The organism is Blastopirellula sp. J2-11, from assembly GCF_024584705.1.
In the GTDB taxonomy this organism is placed as follows: domain Bacteria; phylum Planctomycetota; class Planctomycetia; order Pirellulales; family Pirellulaceae; genus Blastopirellula.
Genome location: NZ_CP097384.1, coordinates 787,651 through 804,797 on the forward strand (window position 1 = coordinate 787,651; position 17,147 = coordinate 804,797).

Consider the following 17,147-nt stretch of genomic DNA (forward strand, 5'->3'; position numbering starts at 1 on the left):
CTTATTGCCGTTCTTCTTTTAGGCGAGCGATTTCGGCGGCGTCTTTGTCGCCGCGGCCCGAAAGGCAAACCACGACGATTTGATCGGCCGGTTTCTCGGCGGCGACTTTCATGCCGGCCGCGATCGCGTGCGACGATTCGAGGGCCGGCAAGATGCCTTCGCAGCTCGCGAGCGCGTCAAACGCGTCGAGCGCGTCGTTATCTTTGCAGTTGGTGTAGCGAACGCGACCGGTCGCTTTCCAATAGCTATGCTCCGGGCCGACGCCGGGATAATCGAGACCGGCCGAGACCGAATGGACGTCGCAGGTCTGTCCATCTTCGTCTTGCATGACGAAACTGTAGCTGCCATGCAAAACGCCGGGACTGCCAAATGACAACGGCGACGCATGATCGCCGGCGTCATCGCTGCGACCTCCCGCTTCGACGCCGACCAGTTCGACGCCGGTGTCTTCGATGAAAGGATAGAACATGCCGGCCGCATTGCTGCCGCCGCCGACGCACGCGACTACCGAGTCAGGCAGTCGACCAAACCGGGCCAGCGATTGCACGCGGGCTTCGGTTCCGATCACCGCTTGAAAATCGCGGACGATTTGCGGAAAGGGATGGGGACCGACGACGCTGCCCAGAATGTAATGGGTCGTTTCGACCGACGACATCCAGTCGCGCATCGCTTCGTTGATCGCGTCGCGCAGCGTGCGCGAGCCGGTCGTCACGGGGCGAACTTCGGCGCCCAGCAGTTTCATGCTGAAGACGTTCGGCGCCTGGCGACGGATATCTTCTTCTCCCATGTAGATGACGCAGGGGATGCCGAAGTGCGCACATGCCGTCGCGGTCGCGACTCCATGTTGGCCGGCCCCGGTTTCAGCGATGACGCGCTGTTTGCCCATCCGCAACGTCAGCAGCGCTTGGCCCAGCGTGTTGTTGATTTTGTGCGCACCGGTGTGATTGACATCTTCCCGCTTCAGCCAGATCTGGGCGCCCCCGCACTTTTCGCTCAGTCGTTTGGCGTGATAGAACGGCGAAGGGCGGCCGACGAAGTCTTGCAGCAACAGATCCAACTCGGCCTGAAACGCCGGATCGGCTTTCGCCTTGGCGTACTCGACGGTCAGTTCGTCCAAGGCTCGCGTCAACGTCTCGGGCACATATCGTCCGCCAAAAGGTCCATATCGTCCGGCTTGGTCCGGAACATTCGCCGAGGCGGGGCCGAGCGATTCGCTAGCAGGATTCATTCGCACTTTGCGGGGGTAGAGTCTGAAGGAAGGCGTTCTGGAGAAGGACGCGATCATCGATCAAAGGTTCGAGTATCAATTGAAGCCTTCGGGGGGTCAAGTAGTGACGAAGAAGGATGTGGAGTGGGGGGCGCCGTCTTTACCCGGGAACACTCACATCCAACGAAATCAGCCGCACGGCGTTAGCCGCGGTTCTTGCCCGCAATTGTCCATGGCAAATGAGCTCCCGTCAGAAACCGCGGCTAACGCCGTGCGGCTGATAAAGATACGAAGCGTCAAGCGTTGGTTTCGTCCACATTCCTTGCCAGTCCCCGGCTAGAATACTTGATTCTCTGGAAACTTCGTTTTCCCACCAAGATAACAATGCCAGAACTGCCTGAAGTCGAAACGATGCGCCGCGGGATTCTCTCGATCGTCGGCGGCAAAGTGACCGATATCGCCAAGCCGCCGTGCGCTCGCCGCCCCATTTTGCTGGCGCCGGGGATCGCCGCATTTCGCCGCCGGACCGTCGATCGCAAGGTCACAGCGATCGATCGCGTCGGCAAACGGGTGGTGATCGTGCTCACCGGGGGAGACCGCATCGTGCTGGAACCGCGGATGACCGGGCTGGTGCTGGTGGCCGATCCCCCCACGCGAGAACATCTGCGCTGGGAAATGTCGCTGGCCGGTTGCGATGTCAAAAAAGTTTGGTTCTGGGATCGTCGCGGGCTCGGATCGGTGCGACTTTTTTCGGAACGCGAATTTGTCGCCGAATTCACCACGAGTGGAAAAGTAGGTCCCGACGCCCTGGTGATCCGTTGGCAAGAGTTGCGAGATCGCTTGGCGAAAAGCCGCCGCGCGATCAAAGTGGCGCTGCTCGACCAGAAGGGAGTCTGCGGCGTCGGCAATCTCTACGCCGCCGAACTGTTGCATGTCGCCAAGGTTCATCCCGAAACTCCTTGTGACGCCCTGTCGACCGCCGCTTGGAAACGAATCCACGCGGCGATGGTCGACGTACTGCAAGAAGCGATTCGGTACGAAGGTTCGACCCTCGGCGACGGCACCTATCGCAACGCGCTGAACAAGGACGGCGGTTATCAAAACTGCCATCGCGTGTATGGTCGCGAAGGAGAGCTCTGCCGCACTTGCGGGAAGCAGGAAGTGATACGAATCGTACAGGCGCAGCGAGCGACCTTTTATTGTGAACGGTGTCAAAAACCAAAGTTGTAATCGTAGAGTGCGTCGAGACGCACCACGTCCTGCTAACCATCGTCGAATTGTTCTCGCGTGATCACGCAATCGCGCTGGAAAGTTGCGTTGCCACGCGGATGAAATGGACGCCGACTGGGCAGCTTCCGGTGCGTCTGGACACACTCTACAGAATTGTCATCCGGTTCATTGCCAAATAGCGCAACCTCAAAAGGCGCGAGCCGTGGGAATGTGGTAGGCGACGCCAAAAAAATCAAAACCCCGCTTGGCGGGCTTGTTGCCCGGTGGTTGCGTGTTCGACGCAGCGCTACGCATTCCCTTGGCTTGCGCTGCGGGCTGGTGTTCAATCTCTCACTTTCGTCGTTTGCGGGTTTTCACGCGGCGCTTGCGCGGCGGCTTGCCCGAGTGGACTCGACTCGGAGGCGATTTATTTTCGAGTGGACTCGACAGTGATGTTTTTTCGAGTGGACTCTCGCGTAACCTTTTTTCAGGCGCCCGCAGGTGATCGCCGCGCGAGCAACTCGGCTGGTCGGTCTGCTGGAGTGGACTTGGCGGCGCTGCTTTTTCGGCGTTGCCCAATAATTCGGCGGTTGTGAAGGTGAGGAAGGTTTCGTTGAGCGGGTCGAACTCGGCCGCATCGGGATCGTTCAATTCCGCGAGATCCACCAGGCGATAGCGGGGCTCCGCATGTCGCATGTGGGGATCGTGATTTGAAGAAGCGAGTCGAATTTCGCCGGCATCGACCAGATACTGCCAGGTCAAGCCGAACTTCGTTCCGCTCATCCCGCTCTTCTCGCGGATTTTCAACTTGGTCGCCTGAGCCGGGTCGATTTGCGACATGACGCCCCGCAGTTTCCACCGCAAATGCTCCATCTGCGTCTTGGCGGCCAACTGGGCCGTTTCTTCGGCGATCGACGGCACGTCGCGCAGCAGCACTTCCCACTTGTCGCAGGCTTGTCCTTCATCCACGTCGACGCCCCACAGACTGCTTTGCCCCGCGCTGCCGCCGAGCGTCAGCCATAACGGATGTCGCCCGCTCCCTGGCTCAAACGCTTGTCGACGATTGACCAAGAGCCATTGCCGGGCGACGGCATTGCACGCGGCGTTCGCCAGATCGGCGGCGCCCAGCGCCCGCGGCGGCAACTCTTTTCGCGTCGGACAACAGACGATCGGCGTCGCGCCGAACTCCAGACAACAGCCAACCAACTCACGGAGCTGCGCCGCTTGGGCGCGGCGCGAAGTGGTCGTCAGGTCGGCGACGTCAATCAACACCACCTCTAACTGATGGCGCACGATCCAGTCTTTCAGCCGCTGCAAATTGGCGGGATCCGACAGATCGGCTACGTTGAGCGACCAAACCAGCGTGTCGAGCGCCGCAAAGTCGACTTCCGCCGCCGCACTCCACCGCTGCGCAAGATCGGTCAACGCGCCCCGCGCGGCGGCGCCCCCGACAAAGCCGACGCGAAACGCCCGATCGGCGGCGAACTGACCGAGAAACTTGCCGCCGCTCGCCAGCGCGCCGCACAAATCGACGGCGAGCGAGGTCTTCATGCTTTTGCTCGGCCCGACAATCACCGCTGGCTCATGCTGCTGCAGCATCCCCGGCAACAACCAGGCCTGCGGCGGTTGTTCACTTATAAGTTGGGCACAGGTCAGTTCGGTGAAAGTGTTGTCGTTGGCGAGCGGTTGAGGAGTGTCGGCAACTTGCATGAGAGTTTTTCCCCTTGTTCAATGCGCGCATCGCGATACCACTACCGCATGCGGCGTCTAAAAAAACTTCAGCGCTCGGCCCAATCCACCCGCCGAAATCGCCCCCGCAGAAGAAACCGACGCCTCCTACACGCATCGGTGAACGAAGAAAATCGCCGTAACTGTACATTAGTATACTAATGTAGGGTGGGTGAAGCAAGCGATTTCCGTCACCAATTTCGAACCACATTACAGCTTGCGCAACCCACCGATGTGATCCAATTGATTGACAATTCTGGTGGGTTGCGCCAACCGATCGTGTGGAGGGAAGATGGTCGAAACGTTCGCGGTTTGGCTTTACCCATCTTGCGTTACTGGCCTTAGAATCGAGCCCCGCTGTTCTCGCTTGGGCAGGACCAGTTACTTCCGATTCGAAATCCATGCTCGGTCCGCTTCGCTCAGCTTTTCTAGCAGGACCAGAATCTCGCTTCCATCTTCTTTGATCAGTTTCACGTTCTCGCCGATAACGCTGCGGAAGGTTGCGACGATCGAGAACTTGCCGCTCACGTCGCGCCATTCTCTCGTGTTCTGTTCATGGACTAATCTTGCCTGATCCTCTGCGTATTTGGACTCGGAATATTTCTGCAGCAAGTGCAGGTGACGGCCGAAGTGAAACAAATCGCTTTGCTTGCGGACCAAATTCATCTGCAAGGGATAATTTGCGTATTCCAACACCTTGTTTGTCGCCCCGCGCGACGTCGTGTATTGCCGGGGGCCTTTGATGCGCCAGAGCGTTTCGGTGAAGTAACCAGGCGGCAAGAGCATATCGTCGGTCATGCGCGAACTGTCGACGCCAGAGATCCAGGTCAACGCTTCCGTCCCCCCGCTAAACCGAAGGAATACCAAGAGGTTTTGGCCGTCGACTACCTGCAGCACTTCGCCCACGCAATCGACGCGGCCGATTTCGCCATCCATAGAAGTATTCTTGAAATGCGGTTTGTTGATCAAGTTCTCCAAACTGCTGCGGGCGGATTGTCGCACCAATTCTTGATGTTCTAATTCCTTGCTGCTCAAATCCTCCTGATCACGTCGCTTTTTCTGGGGGCGGCGTTGGGCTTGGCGATCTTCGTCATCAGGATTGACGTTGCCGGTCTTTAGGCGTCGTGAGCATTCTCGGAAACTGAGTTCCCAATCTCGAAAGGAAACCTCTAAATAGTGTCGGACGCCGGGGTCAAGTTCTCGGCGGTCCGCTTCTGCCGCGACAAGTTTCCACAACGTTCGATAGACGCTATCAGCATCACTTTCGGTCGCTATCGCCGTCGTCTCAGGGGCGCTGATCAGTTCGTAGTTGAAGTCTTGCGCGCTAGCGACGGCGGACGACATGAAGAGGAGGATAATAATGATAAAAAGCCGCATTACTTAACCTCTCTGGCGGGTGGGGCAAAGCTCCCATTATTGGTGGCGAAGCGCGGGCTTGTAAAGCATAAAAATCTCCGAGTCAGGAAGGGAGGCGAGGGGCATTGATCATGCCCGCTGCTCGCGGCCATACGCTGCAACCCGAAAATCAAAACGTTCAATCGCAAACTGGTCGACGCCGGCAAACCCAAAATGGTCCCCCTCGTAGCCGCCATGCGCAAGCTAATCACCATCCTTAACGTCATGGTCAAAGAAGGAAAAGCTTGGAATGCGAATTTAGAATCCGCTTGACAATTAACACCGTCGCTCGCTGGCGCTGGCGGGCTAGAGCGCTTTTCAGCAAGCTGAACAAAGAGTCCCCTGTCGTCTAGCTTCTCCCCCAAAATCAGCCGCACGGCGTTAGCCGCGGTTTTTGTCTCCAATTTTCCGTCGACAAAGAGTTCCTGTCAGAAACCGCGGCTAACGCCGTGCGGCTGATGTCGATACGTGCCGCGCAGCACCGTCTTCACTTTCCATCGTTGGAAAATCAAAATGGGTCAGCAAGCAGGAAACCGCTCTAGTGTGACGACTTTTGTTTGTGCTGCATGACATAAAAAAAGCCCGCGTGGGGTTCACGCGGGCTTTCTGGATTTTTTTAAGTACTGCGTCGGTCCACTACTGTCGAGCGGCGACGCGGCCTTGTTCTAGTAGTTTGACGTAGTCGCTGGTGACGTCGATCACTTCGTCGAAGTAGAAGTCTTTCTTCACCACTTCGTCGACGTTGTCGGCGTCTTCCTTGAACGTCTCCTCTTCGGTCTTTTCCTTGTCGAGCTCTTTACGCTCGGCCAGGTATTCGACTTCGTTCAGATTGACCGCTTTGCGGTTCTTCTGCACGACGTAGCGTTCAATGTTTTTGTTGACCTTCTGGAAGTCTTCCGACTTGGCGATGCGATTGTCGACGTCGGTCTGCAATTGCTTCAGCAAGTTGGGGTCGACCATGTTGTACAACGTGTACTTAGCTTGCGGGATTTTGTCCCAAGCGATCGCATAGTCGAGATCCCCTTCGCCGATGTCCATGTGGGTGGTGATCCACGGCAAGACGACGTCGGCTTCAACGCCGCGACGTTGCGTGCTTTCGCCGTTGGGGCGATAGAACTGCTGCATCGTGATCTTCAAGGCGCCATAGTTCGGCGGGTTCGGCACCGGGAAGAGTTGGCTTCCCAGGTCGAGCAAGCTTTGCACGGTCCCTTTGCCGTGGGTCGCTTGATCGCCGACGATGATGCCGCGTTTGTAGTCTTGGATGGCGCCGGCCAAAATTTCACTGGCGCTGGCGCTCAGCTTGCTGGTCAAAACAACCAACGGGCCTTTCCAGACCATGCCGCGATCGGTGTCGTCGTAGGCTTGGATGTTGCCGCTGGAGTCTTTGACCTGCACGACCGGACCTTGATCGATAAACAAACCGGTCAGGTTGATCGCTTCGGTCAAGCTGCCGCCGCCGTTGCGACGCAGGTCAAGGACGACTGCTTGGACTTCTTGGTCGTTGAAATCATCCAGCAATTTACGAACGTCGCGGGTGGTGCTTTTGAAGTCGCCCAAACCGCGGCGAGCGGCGTCCATGTCCATGTAGAAGCTCGGCAGGTCGATCCAGCCGACTCGCAGCGTGCGGCCGTCGTCGGTCTTGTGATCGATGACTTCGCCGCGGGCTTCACTATCTTTCAGTTCAATTTTGGCGCGGGTCACGTTGTAGATGACCGTTTCGCCGGTTCCTTTTTCTTTCACGCCGAGACGGACGATGGTGCCTGCTTTGCCGCGGATCATGTCGACCACGTCGTTCAGCTTCATGTCGACCACGTCCATCATCTCGCCGTTTTCGCCTTGGCCGACGCTGACGATGGTGTCTTCCGGATGAATCTTGCCATGTTTGTCGGCCGCTCCGCCGGGGATGACCTTGGTCACTTTGACGACGCCATCTTCCGACAAGAGAGCGGCGCCGATGCCGTCCAGCTGCAGTCGCATGCTGATGTTGAAGTTCTCCAACGTCGACGGCGACATGTAAGTGGTGTGCGGATCGAACGACGAGGTCATCGACGTCAGAAACATTTCCAGCAGTTCGTCAGGGCTGGTTTGCGACATCCGATGAGCGAAGCTCTCGTAACGGCGATGGATCTTTTTTTGCGCTTCTTCCGGCGTCTTGTCGTCCGCCTTTTCTGACAGAATGTCGTACTTCACGCGTTGACGCCAGCGATCGTACGCTTCTGCTTCGTTTTTCGGGTATTGGACCTTGTCGGCGTCGGTGATGAACATTTCCTTCTTCTCGAAGTCGAGATCGGCCGCGAGCACGCGATCGACCATCGCAACCCGTTCGTTGACCCGCTTCAGGAAGCGGTCAAAGACGGTGCGCGAGAAGCTGACGTCGCCGGCGTTGACCATGTCGTCCAACTTGTCACGGTTGGCGGCAAATTCGTCGACGTCGCTTTGATAGAAGTAGAGTTTGAGCGGATCAAGCGTCTTCAGAAATTGATCGAAGGCCCGCTGCGACATTTCGTCGTCAATCGGATGATTCGATAAATGATCCTTTTTCATGAGCTGCGTCACGGCGAAGGCGACGCGGCGCTCGCTGACTTTTGGAGCGAGCTGAGCCGAAGACTGATCCGGCAAGCAGACAAAGATTGCGGAGAAAAGAAACGACGCGAACGTCAAGACGCGCAAAGCGCCAGGGCGACGCCAACTATTCCGGGTAACGGTCGTTGGGTGCATGCCAATCCCTTACAGTTGAATTTTTATGAGTGGTTGTTGGAGTGGCGAAGAGGGCCAAATGTGGGGCTGGGACGGGGTTATAACCGATCCTATCTACAGGGTCTACGTCACTCAAGCCAGCGTGGTTTGCCTGATTTAACCGGGGCGCCGGTGTGATGTTTCCAATTTTTACGTGGGATAGTTGCGCGCGGCAAGTTTTTCTTGCGGCCCTTTTTGCGAACCTGCGAAAACAGGCCGCCCAACCCCCTATTGCGGCTGGCGACGGCAGGCCGGTTTGACGTAAGATAAGGAAAGCTATTGATTTAAATGCGAAAGCCCTCTCTCGGCGGCTCCCCAACCGAGCGGAACGATATGGCGAACTACAGTTACCTAAAGTTACTTTCCGGCACCGGACCCGGCACCAATTTTGCGCTGGATGCCGACGCCGAAAATCTTATCGGCCGCGGTCTGGAATGCCATATTACGCTGACAGATCCCCTCTGTTCGAGGGTTCATGCCGCGATTTTTCAAAAAGAAGGCGTCTGGTGGGTCAAAGATTGCGAGAGCCGCAACGGCTGCTATCTGGATGACCAGCGGATTGCCGAGGGGAAGCTGTTTGACGGGGGGCGCCTGCGAGTGGGCGCGACCGAGTTCAATTTCAACAGCAGCAGTCAGCCTCCGACATCGTACGATTCGGATGCGAACAACATGACCCAAACGATCGTTCGCGATCTGCCGGTCGATCCGCAAGACACCAATCTTGTCGCGCTGCGCGAGCTGAAAGATTACAAACAGGCGCAGCGGCTGATTTTGCTTTACCAGTTTGCGATCAAGCTGCTGGGAAGCGACGATCCGGACGTCATTATTCGGACGGCGCTCGATCTGTTGAAAGATCACTCAAAAGCGGCGGTCGTCGGTTTTCATTGGCTGACCGAAGATGGCAAGTTGAAATTGAAACGCCAGCTTCCAGAGGATGTCGAAGATGCGTTTAAGCTGAGCGAATCGCTGACCGCGATGGTTTGTCAGCAAGGGCACGCCGTTTGGATCGCCAACGAAGCGAGCCAGGACGAGACGACACGGCTGAAACACTTTGCCGACGCGATTTGCGTTCCCCTGATCCACAAGAAGCAGACGCTGGGAACGATCCACCTGTATCGTGAACAAGAGCGCTTTCTACAGAACGACCTCGATTTCACCATCTCGCTGGCCAACATCCTGGTCATCGCCCTCTCGCGAGCTTGGGAGCTGACCAAATTGCAGGCCGGCTACGAGCGTCTCGTGCAGCAATCGGCGGCGTTTGACGAGCTGATCGGCGAGAGCCGGCCGATGGTCGAACTGAAGCAAAAGATTGCCCGCATCGCAAAAGCCGGGGGCGCCGTGATGGTGCGCGGCGAGAGCGGCGCCGGCAAAGAGTTGGTCGCACGGGCGCTGCACAAAACGTCGAGCCGCAGCGATCGTCCCATGCTGAGCGTCAATTGCGCGGCGCTGCCCGAATCGCTGATCGAAAGCCAATTGTTCGGCCATAAGAAGGGGGCGTTTACCGGAGCGGACGCCGATCATGTCGGCTTTTTTCAGCAAGCGGACGGCGGCACGCTCTTTTTGGACGAAGTGGGCGAGATGACGCTCGACGGTCAGGCGAAGCTGCTGCGGATCTTAGAAGGGCACCCCTTTTTGCCGCTGGGCGCGACGAAAGAGGTGAGCGTCGACGTTCGCCTGATCGCCGCGACCAACCGTGATTTGGCCGAGTTCGTCCGGGAAAAGCGGTTTCGCGAAGATTTGTACTATCGGCTCTGCGTCTTCGAGCTCTATATTCCGCCGCTGCGCGAGCGGGGCGAAGATATCGAAACCTTGGCGAACCACTTTCTCGATCACTTCAAACGTCAACATGGTCGCCCAGAACTCATGCTTTCGGACGCCGCGAAGAAAAAATTGTTGAATTATCAATGGCCAGGAAATGTTCGCCAGTTACGCAATGTCATGGACAGTGCGGTGGTTTTGGCCGACTCAGCGATGATCGAACCACGCGATCTTGGCCTGAGAGACGCCGGATTGGGTGAGCCTGAGTCCTTGCGTTTTGACTTCTGGGAAAAGAAACTAATCGAAGAAGCGATGGAGCGCACCGGCGGCAATGTATCGGAAACGATCAAGTTGCTCGGCGTTAGTCGCGCCACGTTGTATCGAAAACTGGACGAGTACAACATCAAACGATGATTAGTTCGATCGACGATCTGAAAAGCCGGCCAAGCGGCTACCGCCCGCATCCCTTTCTGCGCGGCCCTCACGTGCAAACGATTTTGGGCGCTTATTGGCGCGGTCCGTCCGCTCCGTACGCCGCTCAGCCGCATCTCGTCACCCTGGACGATGGGGATCAGGTCGTCTTGCATGACGATCGCCCTACCGGCTGGAACGCCGGCGATCGGACGGCGCTGCTGATCCACGGTCTGGGAGGTTGCCACTCGAGCCCCTATCTGGTCCGGATCGCCGGCAAGCTGAACGCCTTGGGGGTGCGATCCTTTCGGATGGATTTGCGCGGCTGCGGCGCCGGGGCGAAACTCGCGAGAAAGCCGTTTCACGCCGGGTGCAGTGACGACGCCAGAGCCGCCGTTCAGTTTATCGCGTCGCTTTGCCCTGGATCTGCTTGTACGGCGATCGGCTTTTCGCTGGGGGGGAATGTGGTGCTGAAGCTGGCCGGCGAAGTCGGCGCCGGTTCTTGCGGCGGGTTGGATTCGGTTTTCTCGGTGGCGCCGCCGATCGATTTGGCGCATTGCTGCGAGAATATGAGCCGCGGCCTGAATCGTCTCTATGATCGCGATTTTGTCCGCCGTTTGATTCGCCGCGTCGAACTGCAACGAGACTACGACGATCTTTCCACCATGTTCCGCTTTTCGCAGCGACCACGACGAATTGTCGAATTTGATCGCGACTACACGGCGCCGATGGCCGGGTTTGGCAGCGTCAATGAATACTACGAAAAGGCAAGCTCCGGTCCGCTGTTGGCGAACATTGCAATGCCGACCCACATTTTGACGGCCGCCGACGATCCGATCGTGCCGCGGGCGATTTTCGACAAATTCCCCTTTTCTCCGCTCATTACGTTAGAAACGACCAGTCACGGCGGACATCTGGGCTTCTTGGCGCCGCGCAATGTTACTTCCGATCGCCGCTGGATGGACTGGCGCGTCGCTGATTGGGTGGGGGAATTGATGCAGCGGGCGACGGTTTAGCGAGTGTTGCTTGATTTTCTTCGTAGCCAGCTGTGCAAGTTTTGAGGTTGCGCTATTTGGCCGAACAGATTCCGGTTGGCCCGGATAGCTCCGCTATCGGGGCCGACGAAGTCGGTAGGAAGCATCGAGCCGCGGTCGGACCTATTGCGGTGGTCGCCGCGCCGTTTGAAATGGCGTAATGGCCCCGAACTGCATACCGGGAACCAATGCCTCTTACGGCTGCGCCGCCGCGGATAGCGGAGCTATCGCGGCCAACCAGGGAAATAGCGCAACTTCAAAATGCGCCAGCGGGGGGAAATCGTTCGGCGATTCAAGGATGGATCGAAGCAGTCAGCCGCATTCCATCGGCTTGCGCCTCTGGCTGGTGTAATGATTTTCGGTTGATTCAGCTTGGCTGGCGCAGCGGCAACTCCACAATAAACCGAGCGCCCGCATTAGCGGGTTCCATGTAGATTCGGCCATGGTGATGTTCGATGATTCGCCGCACGATCGCCAGCCCGATGCCGGTGCCGTCTGATTTGGGATCGAGCTTCTCGAACAGGCCGAACACCTTCTCATGAAACGCGGGGGGAACTCCCGGTCCGTTGTCAGTAAAGGTCATGCGCAGCCGATTGCCGGCGGTGATCCAGTTGACGCGAATTTTTGGCGATTCTGGATTCGCGAATTTGGCGGCGTTATCAAGTAGGTTTTGAATCGCTTCGACCAGGCGAACGCGATCCCCTTCCAACTCGACCGGTTCGCCGTAGACTTTCAAATCGATTCCGCGCTCTGCGGACTGCAGGTCCAAAAAGCGGATCGCGTCTTGGACCAAGACGTCGGCATGGCACTTTTCGGTCGGATTGACGACGCGACCAATGCGAGAAAGTTCGAGCAAGTCGTCCAGCAAGCTGCTCATCGAGGCGCAGCCGCTGGCGATAAAGTCCATGTCTTCGTGAATCGCGGTCTGATCGCCGCGTGTTAAGTCTTGTTTCAGAGCGCCGACAAAACCACGAATGGTAATCAGCGGACTTTTAAGATCGTGCGAAACGGTATAGGTGAAGCGTTCCAACTCGGCGTTGCGGCTTTCGACTTGCTTGAGCAGCGATTCAACGGCGCGGCGACTATCGATGATGTACGAAATGATCACTCCGCAGACGAGTCCGAGTACAAGCAGTCCGGTGAAGACGATCGCCGGCGCCGTGTAGAGACCTTCCGAAGCGAAGCTTTGACTCGCTTCGAACGTGACGGTCATCGGCAAGTCGTCGAATCGGATCATGGCGTCGAAATGCCGCGCGCAATTGTGCATATGGCGGCCTTTCGGCAGCCGAAGGATCTCGAGGCCAGCCGAAGCGTTGCCTTGGGCGACGACATGCACGCCGAAATGCGGCGGCAGCTTTTCGGCGATCTTGCGTTCAATCGATTTTTCGGACGAATAGGCGACGACGCATCCGGCAAGATGAACGTCGCCATCGGTGACAGCCGGCGAAACGGGAAAGCAGGCGACCAGCCCAGGCCCGGTCAGAGGAAATTGAACGTCGCTTGAGATGACGTTAATTGTCAGTTCGCGCGTCCGGATTGCGCTGTCAAGCGTCTCGGCGAATGGTTGATTTCCGGCAATCGAATCTCCTTCGATGCCCGCCAGTTTGCCATTCGGTTCGGCGAGCACAATGCGCCAGAGGCCATCTTTTGCGGGGGAGCTTTGATCGACGAAAAAGAGCTCATCGACGACGTCGTATTTTTCGGATTGGCGCATCCGCGAGACGAAGATGTCCCATTCGCTTTTCTCGACCACTTGGCTGGAGACGAAGAGCGTTTGAGCGCGATCGGCGGCGCTGCGGATATCGTCAAACTGGCCTTGGATCGCATTTTCGATCGATCGTTGGTATTCCAAAAAGAGAATCGTCCGGCGACTCTCTTGATAGCGCCAGGTGAACCAGGCCGCGATCAGCGCGAAGAGCAAGAAGCCAGCGAATACGCCCCAACCGTACCGGTCGAGACGCAACTTGGGGGCCGCCGATTCTTCAGGTTTGGCTGACTGCTGGTCCATCGAAAAAAGCCCAAACCGACAAAGTAGATTTCGAGCCCCGCCTCCGCCGGCGTCGCCCCAATCGTTTGTTATTGTATGGCTAAATGGGGGAGTCCGATAGCGCAGAAAAAAAACGCTTCCGTCGCCGGAAGCGTTGCTGGTTTTTACCGTTTAGCGGGGGAAGCTTTAAACGACGCCGAATTCAGGTCGACGACGGCCTAGTTGCGATTGCAGACGTTGCACGATGCTGCTGTGCATCTGGCTCACGCGACTTTCGCTCAGGTCGAGGGTCGCTCCGATTTCCTTCATCGTCAACTCTTCATAGTAGTAGAGAATGATGATGAGGCGTTCGTTGCGGTTCAGGCCTTTGGTGACCAAACGCATCAGATCGTTTTTTTGAATCCGACGTGTGGGATCTTCCCCTTTGATATCTTCGAGAATATCAATCTCGCGGACATCTTTATAGCTGTCAGTCTCATACCATTTTTTGTTGAGACTGATGAGCCCTACGGCATTCGCGTCGGAGATCATTTTCTCCAGTTCTTTTACGCTCATGCCCATGTGGGCGGACAATTCAATTTCGGTCGGCTGTCGTCCGAACTTCGCTTCGAGCTGTTTGTTCGCTTCGTTCAGCTTGCTCGCTTTCGAGCGCACCAAACGAGGAACCCAGTCCATGGTGCGAAGTTCGTCAAGCATGGCGCCGCGAATACGCGGTACGCAATACGTTTCGAACTTCACGCCGCGCGACATGTCGAACGCGTCGATCGCGTCCATCAAGCCAAAGACTCCCGCCGAAATCAGGTCGTCAAGTTCGACCCCTTCCGGTAAGCGAGCCCAAATTCTTTCGCCGTTGTATTTCACCAGCGGCAGATATCGCTCAACAAGACGGTTGCGTAATTCCTTACGCGTCTGGTCTTCCTTGTAGGACTTCCAGACTTCCGCAATGTCGTCGACTGCTGTGGTTGTCGCCATGCAATCCTCCGTGAAACGCCGTCAATGGCTACGTTTCGTGAGATCCTTCTCGTTTCGCCTGAATCCTTCAGGACCCGCGTTTTACAGCGGTCAAGCCGCAAAACCTACGCCGGCATGATTGCTCAAAACCGTCGGTTGGCGCTCCTTCGCCGCGTCCCTCCGCAGTGGACGTGGAAGCGAATTTACGCCGCCGCTTTTCCAGAGCTGTCGCTCTCCGTTTGCAACTCGCGTTGCAATTTGTCCAGCTCTTGGTTGACTCGCTCGCGAACCGATTCGTCAACAATACGCTCCGCAGCGCCGCCGATAAACCAGCCTGTGGCCGCAAATAATGCCAGTGCAACGCACGCGATTTGAAGGGTCGATTCGATCCCACCAAAGTCAAGGAATCCACGCACCATGACTGTGATGAATGCGATAAGGCCCAGGACGCCCGCGTAGTTGCGCGCCATCTTGCGTTCGGTCTATTCTGTTGACGTGATTCGCGAGTCCAATCCGCCGCATTTCTATGCGGCGTTACATCTAGGTATCGGCGTCGTCTACTTTGATATTCAGCCGAATTTTCCGATTGAAGCGAAGTCGTCAAAAAAACTCGCGTTGCGGCAAGGCGTGCTGTCATGTCAGTGCTAGCCTTTCTTTACTACGCCGCGCGGCGATAAAGTTGTACGGTGGATGCGTCAAATACAAGCGACGTTATTCGCTTGGCGATGTTCGCCAGGTCGCCGGCTACCGCCGATTGCGGATAGCGAACGCTAAACGCGTCGCACGAAGCTTGAGCTGCGCCGACTTCTAACGCATGGCGCACGGCGCCGACTCCAATCGCGGCGGCGCCAGCATGACGCTGACAGACGCGATTAAAGCCTTCGATGATTGGTTCTTCCGGCTGCGCCGCCGATACCCGGTTTAGCAGCAGTCCAAAGTTCGCTCGCGGCGCCGACTCTAACAAGTGTCGCACCGCCCCGTACCCGGCCGTCAATGAGCTGCGCGCCGAACAAGCGGTGAGAATGAAATGTTCGGCGCGGCGCCACAAAATCTCGGTGAGCGGAGTAGGGCGGCTGCCGGCGTCGATCAACACGACGTCCGCATGTCGACCCAGACGCTGCAATTGATCGGTCAAACGCTGTAGCGATGGGGGTTGGATCGCATGGAGCGAGCCGGTTTCGGCAAGCGTCGGCAACACCAAGGCGCCATGGACGCTGGGTAATAATGTTTCGTGCAAGTCGACTCGCGAATGGGCGAGATCACTAATGGAAGCGACAGCCCCTTGTCCGCATAGCTGCGCCAGTCCGTCGCTCTCGAAATCAAGATCGACGATCACCACGCGACGTCCCGATTCTGCGATCGCAGCGCCCACATTCAGGCAAAGCGTCGTCACGCCAACGCAACGCTCAGCGCCGTAGATCACGGCGAGCGGTACGTTATGCGTAGTCGCGGATTTCGAGTTTTGACGCGCGAGCATTCGTAGTAACGAAGCCTGGTCAGGAAAGTGACGGTCCATAGGGGTCGTAATCGGGAGTGGCCCAGGGGGGTTAAATCAGTTGTTGGGCGAGTTCATCCGCCGCTGCGACGGCGATCGAATGCGGCACGTCTTGCCCGTGCGTGACATAGCTGATCGGCAGCGTCGTACGGTTGATCAGGTTAAACAGCGCTCCCAGCGTTTCCACTTCATCCAGTTTGGTGGCGATCAACGCCGTGGGGTCAATCGACGCGAAACGGCGTTCCGCTTCTTGCAGCGAACGATTGCCGGTGGTCGCTGACAGCAGCAAGTAACGAACGTCGGTTTCGGCGGCTCGCAGCACCGATTGCAACTGTTGCAGTTGCACGGCGTCTCGCGGGCTGCGTCCGGCGGTATCAATAAAAATGCGATCGCAACCAGCCAAATGATCGACGGCGTCGCGCATCTCGCTGGGAGACGAAACGACCTGCATCGGCAGATCCATGATCTCGGCGTAGGCCTGCAGTTGATCGACCGCGGCGATCCGATAGGTGTCAATCGTGATCAGACCGACGCGCAGCTTTTGCGTAAATTTGGCGCGGGCCGCCAGTTTGGCGATCGTCGTCGTCTTGCCGACGCCGGTCGGACCGACCAACGCAATGCGAAGCGGGCCGCGACGCGGATCTTCCAAGTCGCTCCCAATCCGAAAGGTCGCGGCGATGATTTGATGCAGTCGCTGGCGCAAATCACGCTCGTGCGTGACGGCGGCGATTTCTTCCAGGTGATCCGCCAGTTGGGAAGCGATTTGGGGAGCGACTTCCGCCGCGATCAGCTCGTCGTACAAGCGAGCGACGACCGGCGAGTAACTTCGTAGCGAGCCGCCGGCGTAGTTGGTCAAAGCGTCCAGGATCGATTCGCCCTGATCGTCGACCAGCCCCTCCGCCAAACGTTGCGTGTGATCTTCGGCGTCGGCCGGATGTTGCGGCGTTTCTGCAGGAGCGTCGGCAGAATGTTCCTGCTCAAAACGCTGCTTGAAGAACTCTTCGTGAATTGGCTGCTTCGTTTCTTCCGTCAGCGCTTCCATATTGAAGCGGCTCTTCACCGGCACGCTGGCCGAGGCGGCTAGTTCAATTTCGCGACCACCGAACAGGCCCGCGATTCCGCGCCGGGGCGCGAGTCGGGTATGCAAAACGGCGGCGTCAGGCCCCAGCTCTTTTCGAATGAGCTCGAGCGCTTCCGGCATCGATTTCGCGCGAAATGTTTTGATGTCCATGGTGA

At 57.4% G+C, this 17,147-nt stretch carries 13 protein-coding genes; 4 read left to right on the forward strand and 9 right to left on the reverse strand.

Features of this window, described 5'->3' with window-relative positions; genetic code table 11:
• Nucleotide 1: 1 nt before the first annotated feature.
• A complete protein-coding gene (gene trpB / locus M4951_RS03285; RefSeq protein ID WP_262025060.1) occupies nucleotides 2-1,228 on the reverse strand; it encodes a tryptophan synthase subunit beta in 1,227 nt (408 codons plus the stop codon).
• A 363-nt stretch (nucleotides 1,229-1,591) separates the two neighbouring features.
• Between trpB and M4951_RS03290 the strand changes: the two genes are divergently transcribed.
• Nucleotides 1,592-2,437, forward strand: coding sequence for an Fpg/Nei family DNA glycosylase (locus M4951_RS03290; RefSeq protein WP_262025061.1), 846 nt, complete (start codon nucleotides 1,592-1,594; stop codon nucleotides 2,435-2,437).
• Between the two features lie 330 nt (nucleotides 2,438-2,767).
• Here the strand turns inward: M4951_RS03290 and M4951_RS03295 are convergent, their stop codons facing one another.
• The 3 genes from M4951_RS03295 to M4951_RS03305 all read right to left on the reverse strand — a co-directional run bounded on the left by M4951_RS03295 (nucleotide 2,768) and on the right by M4951_RS03305 (nucleotide 8,257).
• A complete protein-coding gene (locus tag M4951_RS03295; RefSeq protein ID WP_262025062.1) occupies nucleotides 2,768-4,126 on the reverse strand; it encodes an AAA family ATPase in 1,359 nt (452 codons plus the stop codon).
• Nucleotides 4,127-4,525: 399 nt separating this feature from the next.
• A complete protein-coding gene (locus M4951_RS03300; RefSeq protein WP_262025063.1) occupies nucleotides 4,526-5,521 on the reverse strand; it encodes an SHD1 domain-containing protein in 996 nt (331 codons plus the stop codon).
• A gap of 654 nt (nucleotides 5,522-6,175) precedes the next feature.
• On the reverse strand, nucleotides 6,176-8,257 hold the full coding sequence (locus tag M4951_RS03305; RefSeq protein WP_262025064.1) for a carboxy terminal-processing peptidase: 2,082 nt from the start codon (nucleotides 8,255-8,257) through the stop codon (nucleotides 6,176-6,178).
• A 306-nt stretch (nucleotides 8,258-8,563) separates the two neighbouring features.
• On the opposite strand from M4951_RS03305, the gene M4951_RS03310 reads away from it, so the two are divergent.
• Nucleotides 8,564-10,447, forward strand: coding sequence for a sigma 54-interacting transcriptional regulator (locus M4951_RS03310; protein WP_262025065.1), 1,884 nt, complete (start codon nucleotides 8,564-8,566; stop codon nucleotides 10,445-10,447).
• Nucleotides 10,444-11,460 (forward strand): YheT family hydrolase, encoded by a 1,017-nt coding sequence (locus M4951_RS03315; RefSeq protein WP_262025066.1) that lies wholly within the window; start codon nucleotides 10,444-10,446, stop codon nucleotides 11,458-11,460. The genes M4951_RS03310 and M4951_RS03315 overlap by 4 nt, the downstream gene beginning before the upstream one ends.
• A gap of 385 nt (nucleotides 11,461-11,845) precedes the next feature.
• Here the strand turns inward: M4951_RS03315 and M4951_RS03320 are convergent, their stop codons facing one another.
• From M4951_RS03320 to M4951_RS03330, 3 genes are all read right to left on the reverse strand, one after another.
• Complete coding sequence (locus M4951_RS03320) at nucleotides 11,846-13,486, reverse strand: sensor histidine kinase (RefSeq protein WP_262025067.1); 1,641 nt, start codon at nucleotides 13,484-13,486, stop codon at nucleotides 11,846-11,848.
• A gap of 165 nt (nucleotides 13,487-13,651) precedes the next feature.
• On the reverse strand, nucleotides 13,652-14,437 hold the full coding sequence (locus M4951_RS03325) for a FliA/WhiG family RNA polymerase sigma factor (protein WP_002651114.1): 786 nt from the start codon (nucleotides 14,435-14,437) through the stop codon (nucleotides 13,652-13,654).
• Between the two features lie 182 nt (nucleotides 14,438-14,619).
• Complete coding sequence (locus tag M4951_RS03330; RefSeq protein WP_262025068.1) at nucleotides 14,620-14,886, reverse strand: hypothetical protein; 267 nt, start codon at nucleotides 14,884-14,886, stop codon at nucleotides 14,620-14,622.
• On the opposite strand from M4951_RS03330, the gene M4951_RS03335 reads away from it, so the two are divergent.
• Complete coding sequence (locus M4951_RS03335) at nucleotides 14,876-15,064, forward strand: hypothetical protein (protein WP_262025069.1); 189 nt, start codon at nucleotides 14,876-14,878, stop codon at nucleotides 15,062-15,064. The two genes, M4951_RS03330 and M4951_RS03335, sit on opposite strands and share 11 nt — an antisense overlap.
• 10 nt (nucleotides 15,065-15,074) lie before the next feature.
• On the opposite strand, the gene M4951_RS03340 is transcribed toward M4951_RS03335, so the two are convergent.
• Nucleotides 15,075-15,932 carry a MinD/ParA family protein gene (locus M4951_RS03340; protein ID WP_262025070.1) on the reverse strand — a complete coding sequence of 286 codons (858 nt, stop codon included), beginning with the start codon at nucleotides 15,930-15,932 and terminating at the stop codon, nucleotides 15,075-15,077.
• A gap of 31 nt (nucleotides 15,933-15,963) precedes the next feature.
• Nucleotides 15,964-17,142 (reverse strand): flagellar biosynthesis protein FlhF, encoded by a 1,179-nt coding sequence (gene flhF, locus M4951_RS03345; RefSeq protein ID WP_262025071.1) that lies wholly within the window; start codon nucleotides 17,140-17,142, stop codon nucleotides 15,964-15,966.
• Nucleotides 17,143-17,147 lie beyond the last annotated feature (5 nt).